This window comes from Alkalimarinus coralli (genome assembly GCF_023650515.1).
GTDB classification, from domain to species: Bacteria; Pseudomonadota; Gammaproteobacteria; order Pseudomonadales; family Oleiphilaceae; genus Alkalimarinus; species Alkalimarinus coralli.
This window is the reverse complement of record NZ_CP096016.1, coordinates 3,774,415-3,787,284: the sequence shown is the minus strand read 5'-3', so window position 1 is coordinate 3,787,284 and position 12,870 is coordinate 3,774,415. Positions and strand designations below refer to the sequence as shown.

The window sequence follows — 12,870 nt, the reverse complement described above, 5'->3', positions numbered from 1 at the left end:
GGCTATGGAATCATTCGCTCTCTGGCACGTTGCGAAAGCGCTTTATCTGAGGTCTTCTCGAGTATGTCAGCCTTGTGGTGAAGGGCTGTCTTGGCGAGCATATGCGCGGTAACCGGTGCCGTTATAATTAAAAACAGCGTAATGAGCAGCTCATGCAAACTCAAATACCCCTGCCGATAGGTTACCAGAACGACGGATGCAATTAAAAGGCTACTCATGCCAAGCGTAGTCGCTTTGGTCGGGCCATGCAGGCGGGTATAAAAATCGGGCAACTTGGCAAGCCCAAGGGAGCCGATAAAGACAAAAACTGCTCCAGTAATAAGAAATACAGATACCACCAACTCTATCCAGAAATCCATCATTGTGTCCCTTGTTTGATCGTGCTGTTCATCTTCGCTTTACACCGTTGTTGTCAGGGTTACTCAATCAAGTCGCCACGCAAAATATATTTGCACATGGCCGCCGTGCTGACAAAACCAAGCATGGCGATCAGCAGTGCTGCTTCAAAATACAGGGTGCTGCCAGAAGAGATACCAAATAATATAATTAAAGCAATGCTGTTAATGTACATGGTATCCAGTGCCAGAATCCGGTCAGGCCGGCCAGGCCCTCTGAACAGTCGCCACATGTTGAGTATCAACGATAGACAAACCAGTGTGGTAGCAATTGCTATTGCGGTGCTTAGCATCCGAAAATCTCCATAAGAGGGCGCTCATAACGCTGCTTAATGAGTGCGATAAGCTCGTCTTTATCACTCAGGTGGAGCACATGCACGTAAAGCCATCGTTTATCTTCTGATATTTCTGCGCTCACGGTTCCGGGGGTTAGTGATACGGTACTGGCCAGTATCGTAATGGGAAATTCGTGTTGAATGTCCATCGGTACAGCGACAAAGGCGGGGTTAAGCTTACGCGTTGGGCCAATGACCAAGAGCGCAACCTCAAAATTGGCCACAATAATGTCGCCAATAACCTTAAGTGCATATTTAAGCGTCAGGAAGGGCTTGCGAAACCCCGGTTGAGGGTCTTGCAGGCCAGACGTCAGCATCGGAATCGCAATGGCCAGGAATGCTGCTAGCACAATGTGCCCTGGGGCAATGGTGTTATTAAGTAGTAGCCAGACGACAAATAACAGTAGTGAGTGAATGGGCATTGGCAAAAAGCGAAAACGGGGTTTGGTTTTCATTGCTCATAACCTCCTGGAAGCAAGGCATCCACTGACTGGGTTGTGTCGTGCAACTGCTCTGCGGCAAGGTTCGTATAGTTTGTTATTGGTCCGCCGAATACCACTAGTAAAGGGGAGGCAGTGAGCAGCAGGGTCACCGCGATTAACTTAAGAGGCGGAATAGGTTCATTAACGGTGCTCTCCCCGGTATAGCGCCAAAAAATGGTGGTGCCTGCCCGAGAAATAGCAATCAGCGACGCCAGCCCTGCGATTAATACGGTGGGCCATACCCAGCTGATTTCAGCCATGCCTTGAGCCGCTTGTAATAGAAGGGTTTTGCCGACAAAACCAGATAGTGGAGGCATGCCAACGACAGTAAGTGCGGCGATGAAAAATGCAACGCTAATAAACTTGCCATGTTTCATTCTTCGTGCAATGACGTAGCGGTCTTCTGCTTTGCCTCGTTGTTTGCTGATCATGTCTGTCAATAGAAATAGGGCTCCAGACACCAGCGTCGTATGGATCATGTAATAAAGAGCCGCTGACGTCGCTGACTCACGTTGCATGGCAATGGCTAGAAGCAGCGTTCCGACTGAAATGATCACTAAATTGGCGACTGTGAGTCTTAAATTCGGGCTGGCTAGAACACCAATAGCGCCTATGACTAAGGTTAGCAGAGCTAATGGCCACAACCACGGCGTTGCGATGCTGGCCAGCGCGCCCGCTTCCTCGCCGAAGATGACCGTATGAACGCGAAAAATGCTGTAAATGCCCACCTTGGTCATAATAGCGAAGAGTGCTGCCACGGGGGCACTGGCCGCGGCATAGGTCCTGGGCAACCAGAAGTGCAAAGGCAATAAGGCAGCCTTGAGCCCGAATACGACTAACAGCAGCAAGCCACCGGCTTTAGCCAGTGCCTGGTCGTGCTCTGCCAGCAGACGTACCTTACCAGCCATATCGGCGATATTAAGTGAGCCAATCGTGCCGTATAAAATACCCAGTGCGAAAAGAAAGATACTGGAGCCAACCAGATTAAGAATGACGTAGTGCACGGCTGCTTTGGTTTTCTGCTTGCCACCACCGTGAATTAGCAGTGCGTATGAGGCAATGAGAAGAATTTCGAAAAATACGAACAGGTTGAAAATATCGCCAGTTAGAAATGCGCCATTAACGCCCATGATTTGAAACATAAACAGCGGGTGAAAATACATGCCATCGTTGTCATCACCGGCACAGGCATAGAGCTGCGCACCCAAGCCGAGTATTGAGGTCAGTAACACCATCATGGTTGATAATCTGTCAGCGACCAGCGTGATACCAAAAGGTGGTTGCCAGCCGCCCAGAATATATAGCTGTGTTCCTTGCTGATGACTGGTGATGAGCAACAGGGCTGAAATGGCAACCAGAACCACCATGAGCGGGACAGCAAAAAAACGATGTCGGCCTATCGAGTAGCTCAACGGTGGAAGCAGCATAAATACGCCCGCCAGCATCGGCAGCAGAATAGGAAGAATAGGCAGGTGCTGCATTAGCTACTCCTCTTATGTGAAGTTGGCGATTTATGCGAGAAAGGAGATTTTGCCGGTTGAGCAGGAATTTGGCCATCGACATGATCATTCCCCTGGTCTGCTCGGGAGCGCATGGCCAGTATGACTACAAATGCCGTCATGGCAAAACCTATAACGATGGCAGTAAGCACCAGTGCTTGCGGCAACGGGTCACTGTAACTGGTGGACTGTCCAAGCACCGCTGCTCCATCCAGTTTCAGGCGCCCGCTGGCAAAAAGAAACAGGTTCACCGCGTAAGAGAGGAGCGTAAGCCCCATTACGACGGTAAATGTGCGGCCCCTCAGAACCAGAAAAAAGCCGCAGGTGGTCAGTACGCCGACACAGAGCGCATAAATCGCTTCCATTAATCGTTCTCCTTGATATCAAAGCGTTCGCTGGTCGTGAGCTTGCCGAGGTTGGCGAGAATTAGCATGACCGCCCCTACTACCGTTAGGTAGACCCCTAAATCGAACAGCATGGCACTGGCCAATTCGAACTCGCCAATCCAGGGTAGGTGGAAGTGGTCAAACCATGTGCTGAGGAATGGTTTACTAAATAGCCAAGCCCCCAGGCCTGTTGTTGTGGCAATCAGAATGCCCCCGGCAATCAGCCATTGGTAATCAATATTAATTCTGGGTTTTATCCACTTAACGCCGTGGGCAATATATTGCTGGATAATCGCAACAGATGTAATCAATCCGGCAATGAAACCGCCACCGGGTACGTTGTGTCCGCGTAAGAAAATATACACCGATACCAATAGCGCCAGAGGCAGCAGGCTTTGTGAGATCATTTCGAGCATCATGGGGTGAGGGTCGTTGCTCCACGTGCGGCCTTTGTCATCGCTGATTGGCATATAGATTCGCATGCGTGCAATAAGCTTGAATATTCCCAGCGCCGCGATGCCAAGAACAGTGATCTCCCCCAAGGTATCGAAGCCTCTGAAATCGACCAGAATGACATTCACCACATTGGTGCCGCCGCCACCTGTTTTACTGTTCGCCAAAAAGAAGTCTGAAATTGTCGACAGTGGATTGGTGAGCATTGCGTAACAGATGGTACCGATCACCCCACCAATGAGTGATGAGACCAGAAGGTCACGACTCAAGCGGCTTGGGCTGGACTCTTTGAGCGTATTCTGGGGTAAGAAGAACAGCGCCAGCAGCAACAGAATAATCGTAACAATTTCAACAGAGAGTTGAGTGAGTGCCAGATCGGGCGCGGAAAACTGAGCAAATGCCAGAGACACCATCAGCCCGACCACGGATAGGAATATCAGCGCGAGAAAGCGTCTACGATGCCAGGTTACGGTTGCTATGGCGCTAATGATCATCAAGAAAGCACCCACTAAGGTGACACCATCCAGTGGGATTTGAGGGCGCGAGCCCGCATTTTTATTTAGTTCGAGTAGCGGCAGTGCGCTCATAACAAGGGTGAAAAGCATCAACAGTGCGCAGTAACGCTGCATAGAACCGTTTTCAAGGGTTTTGATGACCCGTTGGGAGAACGCTACAACCGATTGCACAACGCCTTCGAAAATGTGTTTGGCATCAGGCTCGTCAAAGTGCGACTGGAATTGAAAAAGGTGACGCCGGTTATAGTAAATGGTTAGCCCCCCGATCATTGCCAGAATACTCATAAACAATGGCACATTCAGCCCGTGCCATATGGCTAAGCTGTATTCAGGTAGACCTTCTGATAGTAGTGATAATGACGCAACACTGAGCAGGTCTCCGACCACGAAACTTGGGAAGATACCGACCAGTAAACAGAGTGCAACCAGAATTTCGATGGGAACCTTCATGTAACGAGGTGGTTCTTTGGGGGTTTTTGGCAGATCTATCGGTTCTCCATTAAAAAAGACGTCGTGAATAAAACGGAGCGAGTAGGCGACTGAAAATGCAGCACCGACAGTGGCCAGCAGGGGAATCATCCAGGAGAGTGAGCCCAGCATACTTTGGTTGAGGGTCTCTGCAAAAAACATCTCTTTAGATAGAAAACCGTTTAATAGTGGCACGCCAGCCATGGATAAGGCAGCGACGATGGCCAGGGTAGCTGTGTAGGGCATGTACTTCCACAGGCCATTAAGTTTGCGCATATCTCGGGAGCCCGACTCATGATCGATGATCCCGGCAGCCATGAACAGTGATGCCTTAAAGGTCGCATGGTTAATGATATGGAATATCGCAGCGACGGCTGCAAACTCCGAATTTAAACCCAAGAGCAGCGTAATCAGCCCCAGATGGCTGATCGTTGAGTAGGCGAGAAGCCCTTTCAGGTCGTGCTTAAACAGCGCGATATAGGCACCCAGCAGCAATGTGGCAAGGCCCGTCAGGCTAACAATCATAAACCATAAATCCGTGCCTGCCAGCACCGGATAAAATCGGGCCATCAGGAATATGCCTGCTTTAACCATAGTGGCAGAGTGTAAGTAAGCGCTTACTGGTGTTGGGGCTGACATGGCATGTGGCAGCCAGAAATGGAACGGGAACTGGGCAGACTTGGTGAAGGCCCCCAATAGCACCAATATCAATGCGACAGGGTAGCTTGAATGTGACCGGATAAGGTCTCCATTTGCCAAGACGGTATCAAGGTCATAACTATCGACGATGTTGCCGATCAGCAAAAGCCCTGCAAGTAACGCGAGCCCTCCGGCACCTGTGACTGTCAGTGCCATTCTGGCACCTTTTCGGGCATCAGACTTGTGAGACCAGAAACTGATGAGCAAAAATGAGCTAATGCTGGTGAGTTCCCAAAACATCCATAACTGAATCAGGTTGTTGGATATAACAATGCCGACCATCGCCGTCATAAACAGAATCAGGTATGCGTAAAAGCGCCCCATTGAGTCGCTCGACGACAGGTAGTATCGGGCATAAAGAATAACCAGCAGGCCGATTCCAAGAATTAGCAGCAGAAAGAGCAGTGCCAGTCCGTCCAGCCGAAAAGAAAGTTCCAGCCCCATGGCAGGAATCCACTCTATTGACTGTCTGATTAGCTGGTTATCAAACACATCTCCTGCATGCATCAGCACCAAAATAAGTGAACATGCGGGAAGCACGGTTACAGAAAGTGCGCAGAAACTGCGGCCGAATCGCTCTGTAAACAGGGGAACTAGTGTGCCAATAAGCGGAAATAGTACGACCCATAGCAGGTTCATAAGAAAGGATGACTCCGGTTTTATAGGGGGTAAGTCTTATAATAGACTGATTTATACTAATAAATGCCTGAGTAGTAAAGAAAACAACGAGGATGAGAAAAAAGGGACGCATTGATCTTCCCTTTTTTATGACGTGACAGACAGGACTTGATTTGTGACGGTAGGGGTTGCGGCTTATGGTGGTCAGGCTACCGGTGACCGTCTATATTGCGAACGCGACACCGGTCAGGTTTTCAGATACGGACCAGAGCTTCGCGGCTAAATCTGCATCCTTCGCGCGTTTGCTTGCGCCTACTTTTTTCGGATATCCGCGCCAGCCCATAACGTTGGGCCCAATATAATCGCCCCCTTGTATGTTGGGGTGAGTCGCCGCATAAAGCGTGGGTAGTGTGCCCATTTCCGCACTTTGGGCGACGCAGTTATTCATGGTTTTCCAGACTTTTTCCTGCATTGAGGCTCCGCCCATCTGAGCGCCGACCAGTTGTAAATTGGTCGAGGCATAGCCTGGGTGGCTTGCTACGCTAATAGCTTTTGCACCGGCATTTTTAAGTTTGCGTTGTAGCTCGAAAGTGAACAGTAGGTTAGCGAGTTTGCTTTGAAAGTATGCCTTCCAGCCTGAATAACCCTCTTCTGAGTGCAAGTCATTAAAGTTAATTTTGCCTGGAATATGCATCAGACTGCTGGTTGTAACAATGCGAGCGCCTTCTGTATGGGCGATAAGGTCAAGTAAATGGCCGGTGAGTGCGAAGTGACCCAAATGGTTAGTGCCGAACTGCATTTCAAATCCGTCGGTTGTTTTTCGATAGGGGATATCCATCACGCCTGCATTGTTGCAAAGAATATCAATGGCCTGAAAACGTTTATGGATCTGGTCTGAAAACTGTTTGATTGATTCAAGGCTAGATAGATCCAGCGTGATAATCTCAACAGATGCAGTGGGGTGTTGTTGCCTGATTTCATCTGCTGCCGCGTTTGCCTTTTCGATGCTGCGACAGGCCATGACAACATGACAGCCTTTGCTCGCTAATGCTTTCGCTGCAACGAGCCCCAAGCCACCGTTGGCTCCGGTAACAATCGCAACTTTACCATTAAGGTTGGGGATGTCGTTGGTGGTCCACTTCATGTTGCTGTTCCTCGTTGTCTATTTTGTCGTAGCCGTTTGTTGCTGACGATGTTCGCTGCCATAACAGTACGTCATTAGTGGGGTAGTCCAAATCTAATGACCGGTGGTCATATAGTATTATGACCACTGGTCATTTGTAAAGTCGAAACATGCAGAATGGACTGGAAAGTAGGTTTTTAAAGCGGGAAGTATTGCTGATAGATTTTTAGGTATTCTGGTGATTTTTTGAATTTTACGAGATTTTCTGAGAATTTATCTACTTTTTCGGCGGAGAACGCTGCTTTACTAAAGATAATGTAAAGCCCGTCTTGTTTCACCGGAGTTGCTAGTATCGGCTCAATGTTCGTTAGCCCCAAGTGGTCTCGAACGTAAATGCCATTACCCAGCTCCGCGATTGCGACGTCATAAAACCCCTGATTCAAATTACTGAGATTTATGTCATCAGTATAGTTTCCGGTATCCGTATAAAGGTCGTGCTTCCTGACAAAATGCCAAAATGCATCGGTATAGGCATAACCTTGTACTACGCCTACCTTCTTGCCTAATAAATCCTCCAGCGAGGCAAACTTGAACTGCTCCGACTTACGTTTCCATAAATACCAAGGGGTTACAACCAGTGGTTCGGTTGGGTAGTACGCAAATTTAAGGCGGTCTTCGCCGTAGTTTGCACTAATCAGGATATTGGCCTGGTTGGTCTCCAGCATATGCAGTGCCCGTTTCCAGGGGTAAATCCCGGTGGTGGAAATGGTATCGCCATTCATAGAGAGCACTGCGCGTAAAACGTCGTAGCTAAACCCTTTTATTTTCTTGTGCTCTTTATATTGATAGGGAGGGTAATGATCCCCCACTACAGCATATTCAGCTGAGGTGGCGATCTTGGAAAAAACCACTAAAAAAAGAACTATAATCGTCTTTACTGTTTTGCTTTTCATAAATAAAACTACCGGGAACCACAGACTAGCGGAAATTAGTATAACGCAGTGTTGTGGAACAATTGTATAAAATTTGGTTCGACAGCGTGGTCATTTAGTCGTAAGAGTGCTTTTATCATTATTATGATGAAGGTATAAAAAGGTCTGTCGATCTAATTATTTGTGCTTGTTACTCTCGAAATACAACATAAAATTCAAGGACGTAGACAGGCTATGAACAAATTACCACTCTTTCTCCAAATACCCTCTCGCCAAATACTGGCTCGCTTCAAAGCAATGGCTTTTCTGGTTATTACCGCACTAAGCCTGATGATGTTTTGCCTAACAGCAGGCTCTGCTGTGGCAGAAGACCATCACGCAGATAAAAAGATATTTAGTGTCACTGATATCAAACCCGGTTTCCACTTTTTGCAAGGAAAAGGAGGGAACATCCTGTTATCTAACGGCAAAGAGGGGCTGCTTATTGTTGATAGTGATTACAGTGAAATGACACCTGCGCTGGAAGAGGCACTGGCCAAGTTTGAAGGCGGTTTAAAGTATGTACTCAACACCCACTGGCATGGGGATCATACACAAGGCAATCAGGTGCTGGGTCACAAGGCCGAAATTATTGCCCATGATAATGTTTATACGCGCTTGAATAGCCGTCAGGAGGTCAAACTGTTCAATATGGTGTCAGAGCCTTATGAAGAACATGCCTTGCCGAATATCACCTTTGATCACTCGCTTACCTTGCGCTTTAACGGTGAGACGATCAAAGCACTTCATCTACCAAATGGCCATACAGATGGAGATAGCATCATCTTTTTTGAAAATGCCAATATTGTGCACATGGGTGATCATTATTTTAATGGCATGTTTCCGTTTGTCGACGTGGGGTCTAACGGCAGTGTGCGTGGTGTAGCCAAAAATATTGCAGGCATGCTCGATAAGATCGATGACAATACTGTTGTTGTGCCGGGCCATGGACCGATTTCTAACAAGAAAGAGCTTATCGCTTTCAGGGAGATGCTCATTGGTACCGCCAACGAGGTTGAACGCATGATGGAGGAATCAATGCCGTTGGAAGGGATTCAAGAGAAAGGCTTGAGTGATCAGTGGAAAAAGTGGGGTAACGGTTTTCTGAATGAGAAGCTTTGGATAAGCATTGTGCACAGTAGTTTAGAGCAAGATGCAAAAAAGTGAAGGTAGATAGGCGTTAAGAATATTGCGTACTCTGCGCAGTATTTTTATTCCATTTTTGACTTTAGCGAAGCTTGATTATTAGCCGAACCTGACCCATATTCTAGAGTGTGGCTCGGCTAATAAGGATCGCTCATATTGAGCCTGGAACGAAAGATTCCGTTAGCCTTACTGGTCGAGCCCTTATATATGTGTGGGATGATTGTCCAGTATAGACCTGACGTGTGTGTGGCACCTTCTGATGAAGTATCACGTAGAATACTTAGCCTCTCCTGCACATTTCTATTTAAGCTTAATACGCTTCCTGTACCTACTATCACTTGTGCTGACTAAGGCTTGCACCGCCTGAGGCTTGGTGATGCGCTCACTGCTGTTCTTCTCAACTGGCATAAACCCTGATAGCGATACTGGTGTATTTGTTACCGTGATTCGACTCGTTTTGGTAATCCGCGATGGTTAACCAACGATCAAGCTCAATCAGCAACTCCGATTCAGCGCTTAGAGACCCTGCGTCTTGGGTTAACTCTGCCGAGTAGCGTAGAAGGAATGAACCCGTGTCTTTATATGGTGAGAGTGAATAGCCGAATGACAGCTGGTCGGTAGCAAGAAAACCACTTTCTGTTTTGGAAAGGGCGACTTGGATAACACTGGACGTGGTCATAAACTCGGCTGATGGCGCGCTCGCCTCTGACTCCATGTCTAACCCCTTGCACGCACAAAACCGAATCTCCAAAATCAGTGGCTTTTGTGATTTGAAATGTTGCAGACCGGCCGCGCTCTGTTCCTGCCCAAAAGCTGAGCTGGCCAATAGGAAAATAAAAGCGACCGAGGTGATCAGCTGTTTAACGTTCAATTTAATGTTCATGCATCCCTTCCTGTGTGTTGATTAATCTATTTGCGGGGTTATCCAATCATGCTCGTTCTAGTAAGTTCTGGCAATTCGTTGATGTTTATTAGGCGGCTGAGCGGCCAATCAATATCAGCGATGCCGCCTTTCCTGTTTTGGGGTTGATTGGTTCAATCATCTTTCTGAGTTCCAGGCCGTTGTTTATGAATAAATCACACCATGACTCAGTCGTTCGAAAATACCAAGGTGCCGGGTCGGTAAACTCATCACTAAACCCCTCCCAGGAGCCCTCTCTCCAGCCGTCTCTATAGGGCATATTGCCACCGCTGAACGCTGGGTGCAGGGTTTGAACAATAAAGTGACCGTTCGTATTCAGAATTGAAGGTGCTACTTTAAAAATATGCTCTACAGATGTCTTGCCGATAAGTGAAAAATTGCAGACCGCGATATCGTACCTGCCTGCAAGGGTGCGGTTGGAAATCGCCTCATACTCCAAGACCTTAAACGTCCCATCACCCAGTGACTTTGCGTTATCGATAAACCCGCTAATGGCGTCTACTCCAGTGACTGATAGCCCCAGCTTAGACAACTCTCGAACAAGCCAGCCTTCGCCGCAACCAATATCCAGGACAGAACGAGCAGGAACAGATCTGACAGCCTCAATAATTGCCTGATCGGTTACTAACCTCCGCGTTTCGATTTGTTTGTTTTGGACGGCCTTCATCCATGGGGGAACATTCTTTTGCCATGAATCGAGTATTTTTGTATCGCTTAATGCATCCATTTTCTGCGCGCTCCATAAGTGTTTGTTCCCTCCATTAGGTTTCAGTAACCAGTTAGTGACTGGCCGTTGTCGTTACGCTAACCAGCTACTGACTTTTCTTATTGCAGGAACATTCTTTAAGACTTTAGCGCTATTTAGAATAAAAACCTACATATTTGGATATTTGGGGCCGCCGCCTCCTTCGGGTGTGACCCAGATAATATTTTGCGTAGGGTCTTTGATATCACAGGTTTTACAGTGTAGACAGTTTTGCGCATTTATCTGTAATTTGGGGCTGTTGCCACCATCAATTATTTCGTATACGCCGGCCGGGCAATAGCGTTGCGCAGGCTCATTATAAAGAGGTAGGTTATGGGTTACCGGCGTTTGCTGATCCTTGAGTATTAAATGACAGGGCTGGTCTTCCTGGTGGTCAGTATTGGATAAAAATACCGAACTAAGCTTATCAAAACTAATCTCTCCATCAGGCTTTGGGTATTTGATAACCGGGCACTTTGAAGCCGGTTGTAATGATTGATGATCCTCCTGCTGATCCTGTAGTGTAAAGGGTAGCTTGCCGCGAAATAATCCGTAATCGATAAACGTATAAATGGATCCCAATAGCATGCCAAAGCGATGCATCGCCGGAGCGACATTGCGAGACTGTCTGAGTTCGTCATAGACCCATGAGTCTCTGATGGCCTGCTCATAATGTTCGAGTTCGCGCTGTTCTGAAGCACCTTGGCATAACGCGTCAACGATGGTTTCAGCAGCGATCATGCCGGTTTTCATGGCAGTATGAGAGCCTTTAATCTTGGGGTAATTCATAAATCCGGCATCGCAACCCGATAACAGCCCACCTGGAAAACTGAGCTTTGGCAGAGCCTGAAGGCCTCCTTTATTGATGGCGCGAGCACCATAGCTGATACGCTTCGCCCCCTTAAGATAGCGGGCGATTTGTGGGTGATGTTTCCATCGCTGTAGTTCATCATAGGGGCTGAGATGAGGGTTGCTATAGTTCAGATCGGTAATCAGTCCAAGGCTAACCTGATGATTGTCACCGTGATAGAGAAAAGCGCCACCGGTTGCGCTATGTTTGGAGAGTGGCCAACCGAAACTGTGAAGTGTTTTACCGGGTTCATGAAGATCTGGGTCTATTTGCCAAAGTTCTTTGATGCCGAGCGCGTAATGCTGAGTGCCGCTATTTTTATCCAGTTTGTATTTGGCTATTAACTGTTTTCCTAAGCTGCCTCTGCAACCTTCGCAGAACAGGGTGTATTGACCATGAAGCTCAATACCCTGTTGAAAGCCTGGCTTTTGGTTTCCTTGTTGGTCAAGTCCCATATCGCCTGTGGCAATCCCTGTGACACTGCCTTGGTCATCGTAGAGCACTTCGCTTGCGGCGAACCCGGGGTATATCTCCACCCCTAGCTCTTCTGCCTGTTCAGCTAGCCAGCGGCAGATGTTGCCCAAACTGATCACATAGTTACCTTTATTGTGGATGACCCGCTCAGCCAGCGGTGTTGGAAACTGAATGGCACGCTCATCCCCCGTGAAATAGTAGACCTCGTCACGAGTGACGGGCGTATCTACTGGTGCGCCACGTTCTTTCCAGTCAGGAAAAAGTTCGTTCAGTGCGGTAGGCTGCATCAGCGCGCCAGACAGTATATGGGCGCCTACTTCAGCGCCCTTTTCAACCACACAAACGCTGATCTCTCTATTGTTTTGGTGGCTCAGTTGCTTAATACGGCAAGCGGCTGAAAGCCCAGAGGGGCCCGCGCCGACGATAACAACATCGTACTCCATTCGTTCTCGGGTATGAGTTGCAGTCATATTCCTCTCCTTGTATCACTGTTTTATTGTTGTCGTTGTAGAAATATCGGTCGCAAAAATAGCTGTTGTAAAAGAGGCAGCAGTAAAACCGTAGCGACAGAACCAGTCTATGAATAGGACGACCAGGAAACATCACCTCTAGGGGTGAAATTGAAAGGGTGAGAAGGGGTTATGGTAGGCGAAGATGTTTGATAAGGTGCCAGGTCTGATCAAGCTGGCACCCCTTACTAACAGATCAGTTCTCGGCTATTGGCGGTCAGTTAGTTTATAGCCGTATGGCACATTGAAGGTGCTATCCTTTACCATGTCTTCGCTGACA

12 protein-coding genes are annotated in these 12,870 nt (G+C 47.9%); 1 reads left to right on the top strand and 11 read right to left on the bottom strand.

Features of this window, described 5'->3' with window-relative positions:
- Positions 1 to 2 precede the first annotated feature (2 nt).
- From MY523_RS16945 to MY523_RS16910, 8 genes are all read right to left on the bottom strand, one after another.
- Positions 3 to 362, bottom strand: coding sequence for a Na+/H+ antiporter subunit G (locus tag MY523_RS16945; protein ID WP_250655863.1), 360 nt, complete (start codon positions 360 to 362; stop codon positions 3 to 5).
- A 56-nt stretch (positions 363 to 418) separates the two neighbouring features.
- Positions 419 to 688, bottom strand: coding sequence for a K+/H+ antiporter subunit F (locus MY523_RS16940; RefSeq protein ID WP_250655862.1), 270 nt, complete (start codon positions 686 to 688; stop codon positions 419 to 421).
- Positions 682 to 1,185 (bottom strand): Na+/H+ antiporter subunit E, encoded by a 504-nt coding sequence (locus MY523_RS16935; protein WP_250655861.1) that lies wholly within the window; start codon positions 1,183 to 1,185, stop codon positions 682 to 684. The genes MY523_RS16940 and MY523_RS16935 overlap by 7 nt, the downstream gene beginning before the upstream one ends.
- The gene (locus tag MY523_RS16930) at positions 1,182 to 2,693 is read right to left on the bottom strand and encodes a monovalent cation/H+ antiporter subunit D (RefSeq protein ID WP_250655860.1); all 1,512 of its coding nucleotides are present in this window, start codon (positions 2,691 to 2,693) and stop codon (positions 1,182 to 1,184) included. Before MY523_RS16930 ends, MY523_RS16935 begins: the two co-directional genes overlap by 4 nt.
- Entirely contained in the window at positions 2,693 to 3,076 is a 384-nt protein-coding gene (locus tag MY523_RS16925; RefSeq protein WP_250655859.1) for a Na+/H+ antiporter subunit C, read from the bottom strand. The genes MY523_RS16930 and MY523_RS16925 overlap by 1 nt, the downstream gene beginning before the upstream one ends.
- Entirely contained in the window at positions 3,076 to 5,871 is a 2,796-nt protein-coding gene (locus MY523_RS16920; protein ID WP_250655858.1) for a monovalent cation/H+ antiporter subunit A, read from the bottom strand. Before MY523_RS16920 ends, MY523_RS16925 begins: the two co-directional genes overlap by 1 nt.
- A 202-nt stretch (positions 5,872 to 6,073) precedes the next feature.
- Complete coding sequence (locus MY523_RS16915; protein ID WP_250655857.1) at positions 6,074 to 6,994, bottom strand: oxidoreductase; 921 nt, start codon at positions 6,992 to 6,994, stop codon at positions 6,074 to 6,076.
- A 176-nt stretch (positions 6,995 to 7,170) separates the two neighbouring features.
- Positions 7,171 to 7,926: a substrate-binding periplasmic protein gene (locus tag MY523_RS16910; RefSeq protein ID WP_250655856.1), complete on the bottom strand. Its 756-nt coding sequence runs from the start codon at positions 7,924 to 7,926 to the stop codon at positions 7,171 to 7,173.
- Between the two features lie 213 nt (positions 7,927 to 8,139).
- Here MY523_RS16910 and MY523_RS16905 point away from each other — a divergent pair, with 213 nt between their 5' ends.
- Positions 8,140 to 9,111: an MBL fold metallo-hydrolase gene (locus MY523_RS16905; protein WP_250655855.1), complete on the top strand. Its 972-nt coding sequence runs from the start codon at positions 8,140 to 8,142 to the stop codon at positions 9,109 to 9,111.
- A gap of 376 nt (positions 9,112 to 9,487) precedes the next feature.
- Here the strand turns inward: MY523_RS16905 and MY523_RS16900 are convergent, their stop codons facing one another.
- The 3 genes from MY523_RS16900 to MY523_RS16890 all read right to left on the bottom strand — a co-directional run bounded on the left by MY523_RS16900 (position 9,488) and on the right by MY523_RS16890 (position 12,551).
- On the bottom strand, positions 9,488 to 9,973 hold the full coding sequence (locus MY523_RS16900; RefSeq protein ID WP_250655854.1) for a hypothetical protein: 486 nt from the start codon (positions 9,971 to 9,973) through the stop codon (positions 9,488 to 9,490).
- Positions 9,974 to 10,061: 88 nt separating this feature from the next.
- A complete protein-coding gene (locus tag MY523_RS16895; protein ID WP_250655853.1) occupies positions 10,062 to 10,739 on the bottom strand; it encodes a class I SAM-dependent methyltransferase in 678 nt (225 codons plus the stop codon).
- A gap of 147 nt (positions 10,740 to 10,886) precedes the next feature.
- Entirely contained in the window at positions 10,887 to 12,551 is a 1,665-nt protein-coding gene (locus MY523_RS16890; RefSeq protein WP_250655852.1) for an electron transfer flavoprotein-ubiquinone oxidoreductase, read from the bottom strand.
- Between the last annotated feature and the right edge of the window lie 319 nt (positions 12,552 to 12,870).